At 64.6% G+C, this 18075-nt stretch carries 24 protein-coding genes; 7 read left to right on the top strand and 17 right to left on the bottom strand.

The features are described 5' to 3' along the window. Positions 1 to 104: 104 nt before the first annotated feature. From NUU27_RS04130 to NUU27_RS04055, 16 genes are all read right to left on the bottom strand, one after another. The gene (locus NUU27_RS04130) at positions 105 to 671 is read right to left on the bottom strand and encodes a phage tail tape measure protein (RefSeq protein ID WP_257760789.1); all 567 of its coding nucleotides are present in this window, start codon (positions 669 to 671) and stop codon (positions 105 to 107) included. 10 nt (positions 672 to 681) lie between these two features. Beyond that, the gene (locus tag NUU27_RS04125; protein WP_374565526.1) at positions 682 to 1002 is read right to left on the bottom strand and encodes a rcc01693 family protein; all 321 of its coding nucleotides are present in this window, start codon (positions 1000 to 1002) and stop codon (positions 682 to 684) included. Then, positions 903 to 1247 (bottom strand): gene transfer agent family protein, encoded by a 345-nt coding sequence (locus NUU27_RS04120; protein ID WP_257760796.1) that lies wholly within the window; start codon positions 1245 to 1247, stop codon positions 903 to 905. The genes NUU27_RS04125 and NUU27_RS04120 overlap by 100 nt, the downstream gene beginning before the upstream one ends. An 8-nt stretch (positions 1248 to 1255) precedes the next feature. Next, positions 1256 to 1672 (bottom strand): phage major tail protein, TP901-1 family, encoded by a 417-nt coding sequence (locus NUU27_RS04115; RefSeq protein ID WP_257760787.1) that lies wholly within the window; start codon positions 1670 to 1672, stop codon positions 1256 to 1258. Positions 1673 to 1698: 26 nt separating this feature from the next. After that, positions 1699 to 2109 carry a DUF3168 domain-containing protein gene (locus NUU27_RS04110; protein ID WP_257760786.1) on the bottom strand — a complete coding sequence of 137 codons (411 nt, stop codon included), beginning with the start codon at positions 2107 to 2109 and terminating at the stop codon, positions 1699 to 1701. Continuing rightward, positions 2090 to 2266: a hypothetical protein gene (locus NUU27_RS04105; RefSeq protein ID WP_257760785.1), complete on the bottom strand. Its 177-nt coding sequence runs from the start codon at positions 2264 to 2266 to the stop codon at positions 2090 to 2092. The genes NUU27_RS04110 and NUU27_RS04105 overlap by 20 nt, the downstream gene beginning before the upstream one ends. Continuing rightward, entirely contained in the window at positions 2263 to 2601 is a 339-nt protein-coding gene (locus NUU27_RS04100; protein ID WP_308219952.1) for a phage head closure protein, read from the bottom strand. The genes NUU27_RS04105 and NUU27_RS04100 overlap by 4 nt, the downstream gene beginning before the upstream one ends. Next, entirely contained in the window at positions 2598 to 3167 is a 570-nt protein-coding gene (locus NUU27_RS04095; RefSeq protein WP_257760783.1) for a head-tail connector protein, read from the bottom strand. Before NUU27_RS04095 ends, NUU27_RS04100 begins: the two co-directional genes overlap by 4 nt. An 84-nt stretch (positions 3168 to 3251) precedes the next feature. Beyond that, positions 3252 to 4445 (bottom strand): phage major capsid protein, encoded by a 1194-nt coding sequence (locus tag NUU27_RS04090; RefSeq protein WP_257760782.1) that lies wholly within the window; start codon positions 4443 to 4445, stop codon positions 3252 to 3254. 65 nt (positions 4446 to 4510) lie between these two features. Further along, positions 4511 to 5200 carry an HK97 family phage prohead protease gene (locus NUU27_RS04085; protein ID WP_257760781.1) on the bottom strand — a complete coding sequence of 230 codons (690 nt, stop codon included), beginning with the start codon at positions 5198 to 5200 and terminating at the stop codon, positions 4511 to 4513. A 4-nt stretch (positions 5201 to 5204) separates the two neighbouring features. Then, the gene (locus NUU27_RS04080; RefSeq protein WP_257760780.1) at positions 5205 to 5564 is read right to left on the bottom strand and encodes a DUF6107 family protein; all 360 of its coding nucleotides are present in this window, start codon (positions 5562 to 5564) and stop codon (positions 5205 to 5207) included. 150 nt (positions 5565 to 5714) lie between these two features. Continuing rightward, on the bottom strand, positions 5715 to 6122 hold the full coding sequence (locus NUU27_RS04075; RefSeq protein WP_257760779.1) for a hypothetical protein: 408 nt from the start codon (positions 6120 to 6122) through the stop codon (positions 5715 to 5717). Positions 6123 to 6134: 12 nt separating this feature from the next. Continuing rightward, a complete protein-coding gene (locus tag NUU27_RS04070) occupies positions 6135 to 6836 on the bottom strand; it encodes a hypothetical protein (protein ID WP_257760778.1) in 702 nt (233 codons plus the stop codon). Between the two features lie 9 nt (positions 6837 to 6845). Beyond that, positions 6846 to 8018: a phage portal protein gene (locus tag NUU27_RS04065; protein WP_257760777.1), complete on the bottom strand. Its 1173-nt coding sequence runs from the start codon at positions 8016 to 8018 to the stop codon at positions 6846 to 6848. A 44-nt stretch (positions 8019 to 8062) separates the two neighbouring features. Next, complete coding sequence (locus tag NUU27_RS04060; protein WP_374565519.1) at positions 8063 to 9361, bottom strand: DNA-packaging protein; 1299 nt, start codon at positions 9359 to 9361, stop codon at positions 8063 to 8065. Beyond that, the gene (locus NUU27_RS04055; RefSeq protein WP_257760776.1) at positions 9294 to 9788 is read right to left on the bottom strand and encodes a hypothetical protein; all 495 of its coding nucleotides are present in this window, start codon (positions 9786 to 9788) and stop codon (positions 9294 to 9296) included. Before NUU27_RS04055 ends, NUU27_RS04060 begins: the two co-directional genes overlap by 68 nt. A 177-nt stretch (positions 9789 to 9965) precedes the next feature. Between NUU27_RS04055 and NUU27_RS04050 the strand changes: the two genes are divergently transcribed. The 7 genes from NUU27_RS04050 (at position 9966) to NUU27_RS04020 (ending at position 17722) form a co-directional block, all read left to right on the top strand. Next, the gene (locus NUU27_RS04050) at positions 9966 to 10943 is read left to right on the top strand and encodes an IS1595 family transposase (RefSeq protein WP_257760775.1); all 978 of its coding nucleotides are present in this window, start codon (positions 9966 to 9968) and stop codon (positions 10941 to 10943) included. A gap of 260 nt (positions 10944 to 11203) precedes the next feature. Then, positions 11204 to 11503 (top strand): hypothetical protein, encoded by a 300-nt coding sequence (locus NUU27_RS04045; RefSeq protein WP_257760774.1) that lies wholly within the window; start codon positions 11204 to 11206, stop codon positions 11501 to 11503. A 187-nt stretch (positions 11504 to 11690) separates the two neighbouring features. After that, positions 11691 to 12644, top strand: coding sequence for a hypothetical protein (locus tag NUU27_RS04040; RefSeq protein ID WP_257760773.1), 954 nt, complete (start codon positions 11691 to 11693; stop codon positions 12642 to 12644). A 374-nt stretch (positions 12645 to 13018) separates the two neighbouring features. Continuing rightward, entirely contained in the window at positions 13019 to 15118 is a 2100-nt protein-coding gene (locus NUU27_RS04035; protein WP_257760794.1) for a transglycosylase domain-containing protein, read from the top strand. A gap of 85 nt (positions 15119 to 15203) precedes the next feature. Further along, a complete protein-coding gene (locus tag NUU27_RS04030; protein ID WP_257760772.1) occupies positions 15204 to 15788 on the top strand; it encodes a DUF1214 domain-containing protein in 585 nt (194 codons plus the stop codon). Then, on the top strand, positions 15781 to 16338 hold the full coding sequence (locus NUU27_RS04025) for a DUF1254 domain-containing protein (RefSeq protein WP_257760771.1): 558 nt from the start codon (positions 15781 to 15783) through the stop codon (positions 16336 to 16338). Before NUU27_RS04030 ends, NUU27_RS04025 begins: the two co-directional genes overlap by 8 nt. 442 nt (positions 16339 to 16780) lie before the next feature. Then, the gene (locus tag NUU27_RS04020; RefSeq protein ID WP_257760770.1) at positions 16781 to 17722 is read left to right on the top strand and encodes a hypothetical protein; all 942 of its coding nucleotides are present in this window, start codon (positions 16781 to 16783) and stop codon (positions 17720 to 17722) included. Here NUU27_RS04020 and NUU27_RS04015 read toward each other — a convergent pair. Then, positions 17698 to 18045, bottom strand: a complete 348-nt coding sequence (locus NUU27_RS04015) for a DUF1491 family protein (protein ID WP_257760769.1) — start codon at positions 18043 to 18045, stop codon at positions 17698 to 17700. The genes NUU27_RS04020 and NUU27_RS04015 overlap by 25 nt on opposite strands. Between the last annotated feature and the right edge of the window lie 30 nt (positions 18046 to 18075).

The following is an 18075-nucleotide window of genomic DNA, read 5'->3' as shown; positions in this document are numbered from 1 at the left end:
CCTAGAGCATTTTGCAGTCAGGTGGCCTCACCTGACGTCCGCATAAATGCGGAAAAACAAATAGATAGAGCGTCCTTCGTGCGTCCGAATGGACGCACGGCGCTTTAGAGTGTGCGTGATCCGCGCCCCACGGCGCGCGCCAGCATGCCGGTGATCTGCGCTTCCGACTTGCGGAACGAGGCCGCGTCCGGGGTGGTGACGTTGAAGACGATGTTGGCCGTCGCTCCGCCCGCATTGGTCGCCACGCCCAGCCGCCCGTCCGTTCCCCTTTGCAGCGGCAGGATCGCCTCGGCGCCCGCCTCACCCATCAGGCCGAGCTTGCCGCCCGTCGGAAAAAAGGTCGGCGCCGAAACGACGCCGCCGCTCGCGAACGGCACCACACCGCCCTTGGCGAAGGGCAACACGCCGCCGATGCCGCCCAGGATGCCGGAGAACAGCGACGACCCGAGTGCGCTCAGCGGCTGCAACGCCTGCGACAGCGCCATTCCGGCAAGGTTGAGGCCGATGTTGCGCAGAACGTCTTCCAGCGACTTGCCGCTCACCACCGCACCGCGCAGGGCGCTCGTCAGTTGCCGTCCAAAACCATCGGCAAGATCCTGCAACTCATCCAGCGCGGCGGCAAAGGGCTTCGTGTCCGCTCTGATCTCGAAGGTAACGTCTTCGACCACCAAAATTCTCCTTTCAGGAATTGCCGCGGCACCGGTCCGGGAACAGGTGCATCAGCGCCGCGAGATCGTCCCGCCGTGGCGCTTCACCGCCCCGGCCGGGCACGGCGCTGAGAACGCTCTCCAGTTCACGCGGTGTCATCGACCAGAACGCCGTGGGAGATAGCCGCAGCATGCCGAGCCCCAGCGCCATCACCTCTTGCCAGGGAAAGGGGCGCGGTCCAGCCGCTGCGGCGGTCAAGGGTTTGACTGGGCAGCCCCCGTCTCGGCCGTGCCGAAGGTGGCGACCAGAAGCGCACCGACGATGCGTGCGTAGCCGGCCGCCCCGTCCTCGCACTGCATGGCGCACACCTCCTCGTCGCTGACGGTGTGGCCGCCGCCGCGCAGCCCCGCTGCAATGATGCGCAGCATGTCGCGCGCCGACAGGCGGCCGCTGGCGAAGCGCTGCACGAGCTGGTTCAGGTCCTCGGCCGCGAAGGCGTCCTCCAGCTCGGCGAGCGCGCCAAGGGTCAGGCAGAGGCGGTAGTGACGCCCGTCGAGCTGCGCGGCGATCTCGCCGCGCCGCCGGTTCACACCCGTCACGCTCTCCATCACGGTGCCGCCGCGAAGCTGACGAGGCCGGCCGATTCCAGCGCGACCTCGAAGGTCATCTCGCCATCGTGGTTGCCGCCATATTCGAGGGCCGTGATCTGGAACGGCCCTTGGATCGTGCCGAAATCGGGGATCGCCACCTGCCAGTCGACGATGTCGCCGGCGAAGAAGACCGCCCGGATCGCCTCATCGGAGGCGCTGTCCTTGAAGATGCCCGAGCCGCTCAACGCCGCACGCTGCACGGCGCTGCCGGCCAGCAGCTCACGCCAGCGGCCCGCCGAATCCGCATCGGTGACATCCACCGTCTCGCTGTTGAAGGCGAGGCGCTTGGCGCGCAGCCCCGCCACCGTCGTAAAACTCCCCGCTCCGCTCGCATCGAGCTTCAAGAGCAGGTCCTTGCCTTTCTTGGCCACCATCGAGGGTCTCCTGGACTCTATGGATCTCAGTCGGTTTCGATCACGGCACGGAAGCGCATCAGCCCGTGATGCACGCCGAGATCCTCGTCGAAACGGATCTCGAAAGCCTCCCGCCGCAGATTGACGAGGCGAAAGCCGTCGAGCGCCAGCGCCGCATCGTGCAGCACCTCGTCGACGCGCTCCATCAGCAGCAGCGCTTCGGCCTTGGCCTTTTTCGCGTTCGACCAGACATTCAGCGTGAAAAAGTGCTCGCTGCCGTCATCGCTGTCGGTGCTCCAGTCATGCATGCTCGCCGGCCCGAAGGTGATGTAGGGATAGGCCGTCCGCACGGGCGTCAGGTCGTGGATCTTCGGCCCGCCCAGTGCCGCGATCAACGCCGTGTCGGCGGCAAGTGCAGCGAACACGGCCCGCTGAAGTTCAAGCGTGGCGAGGGTCATCGCTGCTGTCCTTCCTGCCGTTTTCGAGCCCGTCCGCGGTGTGCCGCTTGCGGCGATCGCTCATGCGCCGGCGCTCAGCGTCTTCCGCCGCCTGATGGGCCATCAGGCGCAGCGTGCGCACCATCCCGTCGAGGGTTGTCTGCAGGGTGATCTTCATCGGCCTTCCTCGCGCGCCCGGCACTGCAAATAGCGTCCCGTCTCGTCGGGATCGTGGATGTGGAGGATGGAGAAGATCCGCCCCTGCCGCACCAGGCGCATGCCGCTCTCGATATCGTCGCGGAAGCGCAGCGTGATGCGGTGTGTCACGGTTTGGTGGTCCTGCCCGGCGCCGAACCGGGCGGATGCGCTTAACGGCTCGATGCGGGCGAACAGCGTGGCGATCTCCGACCAGCTTTCCCCGTGACCGCCCGTTCCGTCCGGTATCGCGGTCGGCGCCTCGAGGTGCATTTCGCTGCGCAAGGCGCCCGGATCGATGAACTCGATGCGCATCACAGCCTCGTTGTCCTGAAGGTGCTGATCAGCCGACGGTAGCCTTCCGGCAACGACACCGGCTGGTCGGCCGCGCCATAGCCCACGCGAAATTCGTACCAGTGGGCAACGAGCAGCAGGATCGCCCGCTTCAGCAGGTCCGGGACATCCGCCCCGGCCTCGCCGTAGCCGGCCGTGAAGTCGATCTCGATGCCGTTCAACGCCCGTCCCACGCCGGGCCGATTGCCAAGAAGCAGCCTTGCCGGGGTCGACACCGCATCCAGTTGATAATCTGCGGGATCGAGCACCGATCCTGCTCCGTCCGCGTCGAAAACCGTCACCGACAGGACGCTGCGCACGGGCGTGCGGCGCAGCAGAACCGTCGCGGTTTCCGGCCAGTCGTCGAGCACCAGCCGCCAGGCCTGCTCGATGAGCGCCTGGCCGGTGGCCTTTTCCACCTCCTGGCGCGCGGCACGCAGAAGACCGCCGAGCAGATCGTCCTCGCTCGCGTGATCGATCCTCAGATGTGCCTTCGCCTCGGCAAGCGTCAGCGGCTCGACCGCGGGGTCGACCGTTCGAAAAAGCGTCATGGATGAGACCTGTCGTTCGGGAAGGAAAAGGCGGCACCGGCAGAACGCCGGCGCCGCCGTCGCGCAATCACATCAAGGCCGATGCTACGCCGTGCCGAACTTCAGAAGCTTCGCCGCCTCGAAGTCCTGGATGCCACCGCCGACGCGCTTGGTCGTGTAGAACAGCACGTAGGGCTTTGCCGAATACGGGTCACGCAGAACGCGCACCCCCATGCGATCGACGACCAGGTAGAACCGGCGGAAGTCCCCGAAGGCGATCGGCGTCGTATCGGCACCGATGTCGGGCATGTCCTCCGCCTCCACCAGCGGAAAACCCATCAGCATGGCGCGGCTGCCGGCAGCCGCCGGCGGCTGCCATATGTAGTTTCCGTCGGCGTCCTTCAGCTTGCGCAGCGCGGCCTGCGTCCTGCGGTTCATTACCCAGGTCGCGTTCTGCCGGTAGCCGGCTTTCAACGCATAGACGAGATCGACCAGCACGTCGGACGCATCCGTCGCCGGCAAGGCGCCGCTGGCGCCCGTGACGTTGTAGCCGACCGCGCCCCAGGTCCAGCTTCCGTCCGCCACCTGCGTGTAGCTCAGGAAACCCTTCGGCTTGTTCGTCCCGTCGCCGTCGACGAAGGCGGCGCCCTCCTGCTCGGCAAAGGCGGTTTCCACCTCGCCGGCGATCCACTGGTCGAGATCGACCACGCTGTCGTCGAGCAGGGCCGCCGTCGCCGCCGGCATGGCATAGAGCTCCGCCGTCGGGAACTGCAGCTCATCCAGCGTGCCGGTTGCCGTCTCCGGGCGGGCCGCGGTCTCGGCCACCCAGCCGACCGCCGGACCGCTGATGGCGAAGGGTTTCTTCAGGATCGCGCTCGACACCTGCCGAACCGAAGCGATGGAACGGATGGGAGAGAGATCGGCAAGCCGGGCGCCGATCGCCGCTTCCATCTCCTCGGGCACCAGATAGCCGCCGTCGGGGCTGGAGCCGTAGGACATCGCCTTCTCTTCCAGCGTCCTCAGGCCGCGCTCGTCGCCCGAACGCATATAGGCCTCGAAGGCCTGCTTGCGTTCGAATGAAACGAGCGAGCCTGCGGCCCCGCGCCCCAGCGCCGGCCGCGACCTGTTCAGCGCCAGCCGGTCGATCACCTGCTTCTGCTCATCCAGCGAGCGGGAGATCCGCTCCACCTTCTCTTCCGTCACCGGATCCGCGCCGCGTTTTTCGATCTGGCGCAGCTTTTCGTTGTTGGCTTCCTTGAATGCCTCGAACGAATGCATGAATTCATGGAAAGCGCCCATCAGGTCGCCCGTCGAGCGCCGATTTCACCTCCGGCGCAGGCCCTGCCGTCATTGCCGTCATCTCTTCAATCCCTGTCGTTGAACATGCGGGCCGCCTGGCGGATCACCGCTTCCAGCTGCCCGTCGGAGCCCCACGCGGCGTCCCGCTCGCGCATCAAGGCGCCAAAGCCCTTGGCGATCACCACCCGGGCCTCGCGCCGCGTCAGGCCGGCATCCCGCGTCAGCCAACGCTCGAATTCGCGCGCCGTGGGCAGCGGCGTGCATCGTTCCTCTGCCTTCACCGTCTCCACACGCGCCTCCGGCAGCATGGGAAAGGTGACGACGGAGATTTCCCAAAGGTCGGCTTCCAGGATGCGGCGTACCCCGGTCTTCGCCTCCGTTCTCGCGCGCACCGTGCGGAAGCCGATCGAAAGACCGTCGAGCGCGCGGTCGCGCATCAATTGCCAGACCTCGCGCGCCTTTGCCGCGCCGAGCGCCAGCCGCCCGCGCACGAAGAGCCCGCGCGTGTCCTCGCGTATCTCTTCCCAGCTGCCGATGGGCAGGTTCGGGTCGTGCTGGAACAGCATGCGGATTCCCTGCGCCCCACGCTTTTGGAGCGATGCGGCAAAGGCTCCGTGTTCCACCGCGTCGCGGCCGAGATCGATCCGGCCGAACAGGCTGGCATAGCCCGAAAAGGTCCCGTCCGCCTCGACCTTCTCGATGTCGAGGCCGGCATATTTGCGCTCGTCCGGCGCCGGGGCGTTCTGCGCCTGCATGGCTCTAGCGTCCTTTCTGGTCGGGGAAGTCGAATTTCGGTGCGCCTGGCAGGCGGCTGGCCGGACGCGTGTGGAAATAGCGCAGCGCGAGACCGATCGCGCTCCAGGCGCACAAGCTGGCCACCGCGGCGCCCATCAGCATGGTTTCGGCCGCGCCGAGCTCGTTGGTCAAGCCGAGCTGCTCGGCGAGTTTCAACCCCGTCGCGCCGCCGAACACCATGCCGCACACCACACCCACGGCGAACCGGATCGCCGCCTCGCGCCGGTGTTTCGGCAGGATATAGGCGATGGAGACGGCCGATCCCGCGATCGCGCCGATCCCCTTGGCGAGCCATATCCAGCCCGCCTCGGAAATGTCCGTCATGTCGGATGTCCTGTCATCGACGCCCGGTACAAAAAAAGCCGCCACAAGGGCGGCATGGAGGCGTCCGTTTCGGCCGGTGGCCTGTCTTCAATTGTTTCCCGGATAGGCTGTAGATAGGTGGAAGCCTCGGCTTCGACAAGCATTGTACGCTCAGTCGCCGTGTGTCCACCACTGGTAACCGCGCCTCTCGAGCAACTGAAACGCCAATTCATGCCCCTCCTCCGTTGCCAGCAATTGCGGTACCGGCGCATCCACCGCTGAATGCTCTTCGCCATAGCCCCATTGGCCGTCCTCATCCAGCGCCCCAAACCAGCTCTCGAGCGATCGCAGCAATGCGCGCTCCTCGCTCTCGGGCAATTCCAGAGAGCGGCCAGGCATATCCATCGTCACTCTCACAAGCCCCCTCTCATACAGGGAGCGGGAGGCATCGCAGAATTCTGTCAGATCGGCGCTCGAAGAGGGATCGTATACCGTGTTCATCAGGCTGCAGACATTGTTCTCCCACGCTTCTTCGAGCTCAGACAGTATCCTCTGCTCAATCTCGCCAAGTGCTGTCATCAGACACTCCTGTCATTCAGCATCCGGGATGGGAACATGTTGGCGTTCTTTCTGGTCTTTTCCCGATCTATACCTGTAGTAGTATCGAAACAAGTGTTTCGCGTCAGGCTCTGTGCGAGAACTTCGCGCCGGCCTCGCCATAATGCGCACCTCCTCACCGGTCCCTCGGTTCTTGTAAATCCAGCCATTGCCTTTTGCCGGTCTGTCCAGCCGGTAGCCATGTCGGTAAAGTTCCTTGGTCAGCCGATTGGCGCTCCAGAAGTGATTGAAATCAGGAATGGCGCCCCGCGTCAGGTGCTCGTAGCGTTCCTGCGCCGCGCGCGCGACGGCCTCCAAATGTTCTGTTTCGCCCCGGATCGTTGCCGTTACACTTGTCGGCCCGCGCCAGTTCGGATCGAGCCGCCGCACACGGTTTGCATGATAGCGCGCTTGGCTTGCCGCGACCTCCAGCCGCGTGATCTCGGCGAGCGATGCCGTGGGGTAACGCCGGCGCAACTGCCCGATGCGCCGTCCCCGCCCGCCGACCGGAAGGACGGGCAGTCCTGCCCCGCCCGTCCACCGCCCGCCATCGGTCCTGCCCGCCGGCACACGCTGCTGCAAATGCCAATTGGGGTTGTATTTCAGCGCCCGTTCGAACCGTCCGGCGGCAGCCAGGAAACGGAACCAAGCCGCCTCAGCGCGGAGGCGTGCGGCAAGGATCGCGGAGTCAGGCATGATCGGGTTCTACCCCTCGCCCCGCGGCGCATAGCCCACCGCCTGGCGCTTCTCATCCTCGCTGAGGAAATCCGCCGCACCGACGCGCTTCCACAGCGCGTCGCGCTCGGCGACCAGGCCCTCGATCCCGTCGGCGTCGTACCAGAGCCTCAGGTTTCCGCCGAACACGGGCTGCAGCCAGGCCGAGAGTTCCTTGGCGACCCTCCCCACCAGTGGCAACACCGTCAATCGGTAGAAAGCCCGGTGCGCCTCCTGGTAATTGGCATAGGTGTTGTCGCCGGGGATGCCGAGCAGCATTGGCGGCACGCCGAGCGCCAGTGCCACGTCGCGGGCCGCCCCGTTCTTCGCTTCCATGAAGTCCATGTCCTTCGGCGACAGGCTCATCGCCTTCCAGTCGAGCCCGCCTTCCAGAAGCAGCGGCCGCCCGGCCCGGGCGGCGCCGGCATAGCCCTGCTCCAGCTCGGCCTTCAGCCGGTCGAACTGGTCGTCGGAGAGGTTGCCGCCTTCCTTCGGTGCATAGACCAGGGCGCCGGAGGGCCGGGCCGAATTGTCGAGCAGTGCCTTGTTCCAGCGCGCCGCCTGGTTGTGCGTGTCGAGGGCCATCAGCGCCGCGCCGAGGGGGGCGAAGCCGTAATGGTCGTCGAGCGGGTGGAAGAGCCCGACCTGCAGTCCCGCCCCGGCTTGCAGCGCAACGCGTTCACGCGCCTTGCCCTCGCGGTAGTCGAGCGCCACCGGCCAGCCCACCTCATCGGCCACCACCGACACTCTGTCGGGCCGCAGAAGGTGCAGCTCGCGTGTGCCGGTTCCCGTTTCCAGCATCTGCACATAGGCATTGCCGGAGATCAGGAGATGCCCGTAGAGCATCTCCATGAAGCTGCCGCCCGCCTGCCGCTGGTTGGGCCGCTCGAGCAGCGTCAGGACGGCATGCGTGTCGTGCTCGGCGCCCCCTTCATAGAGCAGCCATGGAATGGCGGCCGCCGCCTCCGCCACCAGCCGCACCGAGCGGTGCGCGACGGGATTGTTCATGAAGCCTTCGCGTGCCAGCGCCGCATAATCGCGCCGCGACCAGCGCGCCTCCGCCTCGCGGTGCAGGGCAACGAACCCGCCGGCTCGTAGCTGCTTCGTTTCGACGGACATGCGGGCGTCTGCCGGACGCCGTGCCCAGGGCCAATTCCAAGCCATCTCGTCTTCCCGATCGTGAGTTTCGTTGCCGGGCTGTCCGTCGGTCAGCCCAGATCCCGGATTCGCGGCTCGTGCCGTTTGCCGAGCATCAGCTCCGTCAGCGCCCAGACCAGCGCGTCGACCCGGTCCGGCGAATGTCCTCCGGAAAGCCCGTCGAGGCCGAAATCGCACATCTCGTCCTCCAGCTCGGGGAACCGCGCCAGATGGCGCACACGCCCCTGCTCGTAGAGGGCCGCCACCGGTTCGGCGCGCAGCCACTTGCCCCGCGTCGCCCGCACCGGCCTCACCGGCACGCGGGCGTCAACGGCGGCAAGCACCGCCGCCACCATGTCGCCGCCCTGGTTCACCTCGGCCACCAGGCAGTCGGCGCCGAAACGATGGTAGAGCGCGACTGCCCGGCTCGCCCATTCCTGCGGCTTCGCCGCATTCACCGTGCCATCGTGGAGCACCAGCCCGTTTCCTTCCGCATCGACACCCGCCACCACCAGCCCGCAGGCGTCCGATGTCCTGCGCGAGGCTGCCGGCGGGTCCACCGCCACGACGATCCGCCGGAGCGCGCCCGGCATCGTCTCTGCCGGCGCCGTCTCCAGCATCGCCCGGGTCCACAGCGCGTCCGGCCGATCGGCGATCAGCTCGCCGTCGAGTTCCTGCCGTCCGAGCCTCGTGCCGGCGTACCGGCGTTCCATCATGCTCAGGAAACCCTGCGCGAGATTGCGTTCGTTTTCCGCCGTGCGCATCCGCGTCACGGTCACCAGCGGGTCGTCGATCAACCGTCGGATCAGCGGGATCGGCCGCGGCGTCGTGGTCAGAAGCTGCAACGGCCGAGGCCCCAGCCGCAGGCCGAATTGCAGCATGTCAAAGGTCGCCTCCACGTGCCGCCACTTGCCCACCTCGTCGCACCAGGCCGCGTCGAATTGCGGACCGCGCAGGCTGTCGGGGTCCTCCGCCGAAAAGATCTGCGCGACCGCGCCATTGTCCCAGACCAGCCGCCGCCGGCTCGGCTCGAAGCGCGGCCTGTGCCGGCGTGAGATCGAAACGATCCCTGAAGGTCCCTCCACCATCACCTCGCGCACATCGGCCAGGGTTTCGCCCACCAGCGCCAGTCGTCCATAGCGCCCGCCGCGTGCGAAGGGCGGAAAGCCGCGCACCAACGCGTTCACCCATTCGGCGCCGAGCCGCGTCTTGCCGGCGCCGCGTCCGCCGGTAACCAGCCAGGTGTCGAACAGCGGCAGCAGCGGATATTGGGAGAGCCGGGCCAGCGCCACCCATTCCCGCTCAATCTGCGCCCCCAGGCTCCGCGGCAGGTTGCGCTGCGCCCATTTCTGCCGCCAACTGGCGGGCAAGATCTCTGGCGAGGCCGAGGATGCGGGTGTCGATGCGTTCCAGAGCGGCGGCCATTTCTTCATCGCTTCTCGTCTGTTCCTCGCTGGCGCGTTCGGGGCCGCGCGTCGTCTCGCCGATCCGCTCGATCATGCGCAGCATCGAGGAGAGCGCGTCGATGCGCGCCTTGTCGTAGATGCCCGTCCGCTCGCCTTCCGCGCTCGCCCGCTCCAGCTCGCCGACGAGCCGATCCGAAAGCAGCAGAAGCCGCCGCTCCATCGCGGCAGCGCTCACCGCCGTTTCGGGCGCACGCCAGGCCCCAGCGGCGGCGATCTTGCGCAGGGCGGCCGGCGAGCGGCGGGTCGCCTGCGCCAGCAATTCCAGCGTCGCCGGCGCCCCCTCGAACAGCGCGCGCAACGCCGCCAGGCTCGACGGGACCGTTTCGCCCATGGGCCAGAAACCTTCGTGAAGTGAGGGAAAATACGCCACCGCCAACCCTGCAGCCGCAACTGTGTGACGATGCCTGAACCCTATCAGACCACCGTAACGCTGTCAAGAATATTTTCCTAATTATATACGTGACGTACCAAACGCCAAATGCGATAAGGGAGTCAAGGAGTTACCGCAATGTTCGACCTGACCCACGCCATTTACAACGATGCCGAGAAGGCCCGCGGGCATCTTGAGGGCATTCACTGGCCGAATGGCCCCATCTGTCCGCATTGCGGCAATATCGATCCTGCCCGCATCACCAAGCTGGAAGGCAAGTCCACGCGCCCCGGCGTCTACAAGTGCAACGAATGCCGCGCGCCCTTTTCCGTAACCGTTCGCACCGTCTTCGAGCGTTCCAAGATTGGGCTTCACAAGTGGGTGTTGGCCTCGCATCTGATGGCCGCTTCCAAGAAAGGCATGTCCGCGCACCAGCTTCACCGCATGCTCGGCGTCACCTACAAGACTGCCTGGTTCATGGCCCACCGTATCCGCGAAGCCATGAAAGAGGATATCGTTGAGACTGGCGGTCCCCTCGGTGGCGAAGGCAAGACAATCGAAGCCGACGAAACCTATTGGGGCCGTCGCGAAGATGGCTATGTGTCCCCACAGCGCAAAGGACAGCCTTACTTAAAGCGCAAGAAGCCCATGAAGAACGCCATTGTTGGGCTGGTCGAGCGTGGTGGGCGTACCCGCACTGTCCATGTCAAACATGCTACTCGTGATGCTGTCCGCGAAATCCTCGTCACGACAGCCGACCGCAATTCGACGCTCTACACAGACGAAAGCAACATCTATCCGATCACCGGCAAGGAATTCGCCGCCCACGGCACGGTAAAGCATTCCGCAAAGGAATACGCCCGCCGCGAGGGTGGCGTCGTTGTTCACTCCAATACGATTGACAGCGTCTTTTCAGTGTTCAAGCGCGGCATGGTTGGTGTCTATCAGCATTGCGGCGAAGCCCATCTTCACCGCTACCTTACCGAGTTCGATTTCCGCTATAATCGCCGTACCGCGCTAAAGATCAGTGACGCAGAACGTGCCGAAGACCTGTTGCGTATGGCTCGCGACAAACGCCTGACCTGTCGGCGGATTGGTGAAGCCAAAAACGCCTAAGCAGAAGGCACGCAAATTACTTTGGCTGCGAAAGCGCAAGAAACGCGACCTGTGAATAGCGTGCAACAAACCGCGATCCGCCTTGCGAATCGCTCATCTGCTGCCATCCAATGAGAACCGGTGGTGATTCTCTGACCAGAATCACCACCGTTGATGCAACCAAGCCACAGGACGGCTAGGCACATGAGAACGACCACCAAACTAATCCTACGGGTGATTCCGTCAAGCCGTCCTGTGGCCACACACAGGAACTTTTTACCATGGCTACATACTGGCTAAGTTTCCGACTTCAGGACGACAGCACCTATAACCAAAGGTACAAAGATCTCACCGACACGGTGCAGAGGCTTTCAACAAAATGGTGGGTAGAGGCTTCGTCCTTTATCGTATTCGCGTCGGCGGCTGACATCGACAAGATTGCATCAGAAATAGCTGATGTAATCTACGTCGATACGGATTTGGTGATTGTCGGGATGCCCGACTTCAAATCCGCACGGTTGATCGGCCATCACGAGGACGACGATATTTTCGAACTGATGCCCTTCATAAAAAAGGTTTGACGGACATCAATCGGAACGCGGAACAGGCGGGCGAGCAGCATCACCACTCTTACCCGAATGCCCCTTCGGGCTTCGCTTTTCATGAGGCTCCTTTCCCTTCCCGGTCCTGTGATCGGGAGGGGTTTTCAACAGGCGGCGTAATACCTCGTCGCCCTTTTTGTGGTCTTTATCCTTTGGAGCTTTTGACATGCTTTATCGCCTTTACCGGCGTGATCCGGTCAAGAAAGGGTCATGGTACTATGCGGTCACATGCAAGGGCTGCGACCAACTCATCTACCTTTTAGATGACAATTCTCAAGGCAAAACGCCAGTGCAGATGGTTGGCGACGGAAGTCTAAGCGCACCATGCCTCCGATGTGCGCACGACGATTTGTACGCTGTCAGCGATGTTCAGGTTGTGCAATCAACAGAAGACATCATGGGCGCGCGGCCGCTTCGCGTCGAAATCTCAGCAGCATCACGCAAGCCGCTCTGGAAATCATACCCTCGGGCGAAAGTAACGTTTGGAGTTGGCTATCTCGAAGATCGCCCTGCCGCAGCGGCAATCATCGGTCGGATAGTTACCTCTTGGGCTGACCTTGAGGTACAGTGTGCCCAACTGCTCGCTGAACTCATGGGAACGAACATTCCCGCCGCCGCTGCTGTATTCGGGTCGTTGCGCAGTAGCCGAGCACAACATGATGCGCTTAGCGCCGCAGCCGAATCCGTGTTGAACGATGCAGATTTTGAATTGTTCACAGCACACATGGCGCGACGTGCATCTCTCGAAAAGGAAAGGAACGATCTCGCCCATGGCTGCTTCGGAGTGTCCGTAGCCATTCCCGATCATATAGTGTGGGTCGCTCAGGCCGATTATCTTACATTTTCGGCCACAGGCGGTGATCCTGATGCATTTCGAAAGAAGCAGTTCGTTTATGAACTTGGAACCCTTGAGAGAATCGCGCAAGAGATCGAAGAGTTTTACAATCAGTTGAGGTCCCTCATCGGGTATCTATGGGCTCGGAGAGACGATCCGCACGGCGCAGCTTTCCGCGCTCAACGATACCCCCAACTATGTAGTCAACCTCATATCCGGCAGGCCCTTGATCGTGCCCGAACTACGAAAAGAGAACAGAAAGCTCGTGCGAAAGCACGCTCCTAAGATCGCGTACATCGATCAGTAGGGAGCCCCTACACCTCCTTCACATGTTGCCGGCCCGCCCGTGAATCATCGCATTTCACCTTCTGGTACGTCAAGTATATAATTAGGAATATTTTCCTAATTCTCACCAGGCCGCCTCACCGCCCCCCGCAGCCCCGCGAATTCCCTTGCGGACGGCGGGAAAATCCGGAAAAACTGTCAAAACAATCCGTTAGGATAATGGATGTATCCTGCCATCCGCTGACCGAGCCCGTTCGTCGGCAGAGTGCATCGCGTCCGAGATGGTTTGCAGGGTGGGCCGGCTGGGGCTGGACGGGTGTGCTTTGGTGAAGAAACCGCGCGAAAAACGGCAGGTGAAGGCGCCGCGGGCGACCATGTTTCTGGCGCTCGACGCCTGGATCGATTCCACACTCTACGAGGCGGGCTTCAAGGCCGCCGAACTGTGGGAAAACATCACCATTTTCTTCCGCCGCTTCCGGGTCTACGGCCTCAAACGCGCCATCGTCGAATTGTTCAGCGAGGCGTTCACGCTCGGCGCCGCCGGCGCGGTCGTCATGCTCGCCCTCGCCATGCCCGCATTTAAGGAAACGGCCGGCAACTGGCGTGCGCAGGACGACTATGCCGTCACCTTCCTCGACCGCTATGGCAACGAAATCGGCCAGCGCGGCATCATCCAGCGCGATTCGGTGCCGGTCGACGAGATTCCCGATCACGTCATAAAGGCCATCCTGGCCACGGAGGACCGCCGCTTCTTCGAGCATTTCGGCATCGATTTCCTTGGCCTTGCCCGCGCCCTGACGGAGAATGTGCGCGCCAATTCGGTCGTTCAGGGCGGCTCCACGCTCACCCAGCAGCTCGCCAAGAACCTGTTCCTGAGCAACGAGCGGACGCTGGAGCGCAAGATCAAGGAAGCCTACCTGTCGCTCTGGCTGGAGATGAACCTGTCGAAAAAGGACATCCTGCAATATTATCTCGACCGCTCCTATCTCGGTGGCGGCACCTTCGGCATCGCCGCGGCGGCGGATTTCTACTTCAACAAGTCGGTCAAGGATCTCTCGCTCGCCGAGGCGGCGATGATTGCGGGCCTGTTCAAGGCGCCGGCGCGCTATGCGCCGCACATCAACCTGCCGGCCGCCCGCGCCCGCGCCAACGAGGTCCTCACCAACATGGTGCAGGCCGGCTTCATGACCGAGGGACAGATCCTTTCCGCCCGCCTGCACCCGGCAACCGCCGTCGACCGCGGGGGCGCCGATGCGCCCGACTATTATCTCGACTGGGCCTTCGAGGAGGTCAAGCGCATCGCGCCGAACGGCACCACCCATTCGCTCGTCGCCCGCACCACGCTCGACCCGGGCCTGCAGAGGGCGGCCGAGGAATCTCTGGAATTCCACCTGCGCCAATACGGCAAGGATTACGACGTCTCCGAGGGCGCGATCGTGCTGATGGACACGGACGGGGCGGTGCGCGCCATCGTCGGCGGCCGCGATTACGGTGCCAGCCAGTTCAACCGCGCCACCAGGGCCGAGCGGCAGACCGGCTCGTCCTTCAAGCCCTATGTCTATGCGGTGGCGATGGAAAAAGGCTTCGAGCCCGAATCCGTCATCTCCGACGGTCCGATCTCCTGGGGCAGCTGGTCGCCGCGCAATTACGGCCGCGGCTATGCCGGCCGCGTCACGCTCACCACGGCGCTCATCAAGTCCTACAACACCGTGCCCGTGCGGCTGGCGCGGGATCACCTCGGCATCGATCCGATCGTCGAGCTGGTGAAGTCGTTCGGCGTCGAATCGCCGCTCAACGGGCACAAGACAATGGTTCTTGGCACCTCCGGCATGACCACGCTGGATCAGGCGACCGGCTACTCCGTCTTTGCCAATGGCGGCTATGCCGGCGCCCGCTTCGGCATCTCGCAGCTCCTCACGCATTCGGGCGACCTGATCTACGACAAGGCGCGCGACATGCCGCCGCCGCATCGCGTGCTGTCCGAGAAGGCGGCCGCCTCCATGAACCGGATGCTGATCCAGGTGCCGGAGCATGGAACCGGCCGCCGCGCCGCCCTTCCCATGACCCGGTCCGCCGGCAAGACGGGCACGACCCAGTCCTACCGCGATGCCTGGTATGTCGGCTACACCGGCAACTACGTCGCCGCGGTGTGGCTCGGCAACGACGATTTCCGCCCCTCCCGCCGCATGACAGGCGGATCGCTGCCGGCCATGGTCTGGCAGCGCCTGATGGCCTATGCGCATCAGAACGTCGAGCTGAAGCCGCTTCCCGGCATCGATGGTCCGATGCGCATCGAGACGGACGAGACCGTGTCCGCCAGCGCGGCCGGGGATGGCGGGTCCGCGTCGGCAGATGCGCTGCCGCTTGCCCTTTCGGCGCGCAGTTCGGCCTATCTGAAACGACTCTCGAAGGCATTCGAGGAGGCCCCGCCCCTCAAGATGCCTTCGGACGCGGAAGCCCTTTCCGCCTTGTGACGAGGGCAGACCGGACGCTCAAACTCCTTGAACCGGCGGTTGCCGCTGGAGTATCCCGAAACGCACCCGCCATATCAGAGCCCATATGCTGAAGACCGTCTTTCTCGTTGCCGTCGTCCTGCTCATCGCCCTTGGCGGCGGCGCCGGCAGCGCATGGCTGATGCTTGAGCAGACGCGCACCATAGGATCGGTGAATGTCGGGGCCTGGACGGCCTTTCCCAAGGCCGGCACCCGCGAGGCCGATCCCTATGCGCGCGCCCGCGCCGCCCGCCTCGGCGAGCTCTCGCTTGGCCAGGCCGAGGGGATAACCTTCGTTGCCGATCAGGACGACACTGGTGCCCCGCTGCTCAGGCAGTGCCGCTACGCCATCGCCGGCGAGGTTCCGCCGGTGCGCTTCTTCACGCTCTACGCGGCAGACCAGACGCGCCGCCCGCTTCCCGCGCCCGGCCGCTTCACCGCCGCGCTTCAATCGCAGTCGCTCCTGTGGGGCCAGGGCGAAGCGCTGCAGATAGCGCTCGGCTCGCGCGCGCAACCGGGCAACTGGCTGCCGGTCGCCGGGCGTGGTCCCATGCTCCTCGTGCTGACGCTGTTCGACACGCCGATCTCGACCGTCCACCGGGTCGACGAGATCGTCCTGCCCAGCATCACCCGGCAGGGCTGCGATGTATAGGATTCTGCACATCCTCCTGCTCGGCCTGTTCGGCGCGGTCATCGTGCACATTGCGATCCTTTTCCTGCTGCCCGTTTATTCTGAGCGCGATGTGTGGCTCGCCCTGTCGGAAAAGGCCGATCTCTACGCCACCGTGCGGCTCGATCGCGGTCGCTCGGATGCGGGTCCGTCCGAACCCGGTTTGCCGCGCATCGACAACCCCTTCTTCAGGGCCGCCGTCTGCCGCTTCGATCTCGAGGACGGCATGGCGCGCATCACCACTGAAGGCCGGGTGCCCTTCTGGTCGCTCTCCGTCTACGATCGCGACGGCCTCAATGTCTTCAGCCTCAACGACCGCAGCGCCGAGCAGGCGAAGCTCGACGTCGTCGTCCTGGATCCGGCGCAGATGCTCCAATTGCGCAAGGGGCTTCCCGGCGATCTGGAGCACGCGGTCCTCGTCCAGGCGGACGTCACCGAGGGCATGGTGCTCGTCCGCGCCTTCACGCCGGACGAAAGCTGGCAGCGCTCGGTGGATGCATTTCTCTCCGGACTGCGGTGCTCCGCCTATTGATCCCACGCGCCTTTAGGATACTAGCTTTTCGTCGAGCCGCGCCGGTTGTCGCGGGGCCGGTCACCGCCCCCACGATGCATGGGTGCGTCGCGCCGTTCGTATCGGACACCTGGAAAGATGATCACAGCGGCTGCGCCGCGTCTTGGAAATGCCGAGGCTGGCGATGCCGGCCGCCGCTTCGGCACGAAGTTCAGAATGATCGCCATGACATTGCGTTTCCTTGCTTGGCTGGAGTGGTACGCAACGCCTCCTGTGGCGATTAGACGCCCGTCATGGTTAACGGCTGGTTACCGGCCGCCTCGCCGCCCGCGGATACTGAACAGAAGTCTAAAGAAACCGGTTAACAGCTTGCTAAGGGAATGCCCGTAATCTCGCCCTGTGCCGGCGACGTTGTTCCTCGCCGCACGGGTTTTGTCGTCATTGTTCACGGGTGTTGGTCGGCTTGTCGTCCGCTATCTTCAGGCAGCTTGCTTCAGGCGGCGAAGAGCACAGGCCGGACCGGCTCTTTCGGGCCGCCGTCTCGGCCTTCACCTCGCTGACGCGACCGACCCGGCGCGAGATCGCCCAGCTCGACGATCTCGCCCTTCCCCTGTTTCCTCTGGTGCCGGTCGAGACCCGCCGCTATGCCGCCGCTGTCCTGTGCGAATGCGCATCGCCGCCGCCGGGTTTGTTGCGCCGGCTGTGCGACGAGCCGGTCGAGGTTTGCGCTCCCCTTCTCGTCCGCTCCAACGCCCTGAGCGATGTCGATCTCATCGATCTGATCGCCCGGCACGGCCTGCCGCATGCCCGGGTGATCGGCCGCCGGGCGGTCCTGCATCCGGCAATCGCCGCGCTGATCCGCGCGCTTGCGACGCAGGAGAACGACAGGGGTGGCACCGCCGCACGCCCGGCCTTCCGGCGTTCGACAGGGCTCGAAGACGGCGTCCGCGATCGCCTCCGGCTGATGATGCGCGCGGCCAACGCGCCCGGCGAGGCCGGCGCCTCGCAGGCTTCGCGCCCCGTCCCGCAGTACCTTGCCGACGACAGGAATGCGGCGCTGCGCCACACGGCCCTCTCCGGGACGGCGGCAGACTTCGAGGCGGAGCTTGCCCGGCGCCTCGGCATCCCGCTCGCGCGGGCAAGGCATATCTCCACTTACGCCACCTGCAGCAAGCTCATGATTGCGCTCCGCGCCCTGATGATCGAGGACGCGGAAGCCTTTCTGCTGACGGCCACACGCTATCCGGAACAGTTGCTGAACCGGAACGCCATCCGCCGCTTCGTCGAGCGTTACAGATCGATCGCTCCCGAAACGGTGCGGGAACATCTGGAGCGGTGGCGCAAGGACCCCTCGCCCGCAGAACCTGTCCCTTCCAAGGTTCAGTCCGCCGTCACCTCGAAATAATTTTCCGCCCGCGCCGCATCCGCCAGCTCGATCTCGACGACCCAGAAATCCGGATCGAAACGCCGCTCCCGCTCGAGCCGAGCGTCGATGCGCTCCTGGTCATCCTGCGCCACCAGCGTGAAGCGGCGCTCCATCGGGCGCGCTTCGTCGTAGCTTGCCTGCGCGGCCGGCCCGTAGAGCGCCAGCCGGCCGAGCCGATCCCGCACGACGATGAAGATGGTGCCGGCCTCGCGCGCGCCGCGCTGGGCGACCGCGGCGAAGCCGCCCTCGGCAAACAGTCGTTTCGTGAGGGCCGAAACCCAGAATTCGCTGGTCAGGCGCATGAATTCCGTTCGCCTTTCGCGGCCTGTGTT

It is taken from the genome of Nitratireductor sp. ZSWI3, from assembly GCF_024655565.1.
Classification (GTDB): Bacteria; Pseudomonadota; Alphaproteobacteria; order Rhizobiales; family Rhizobiaceae; genus Nitratireductor.
The sequence above is the reverse complement of the archived record's forward strand: the minus strand, read 5'-3'. Positions and strand labels throughout refer to the sequence as shown.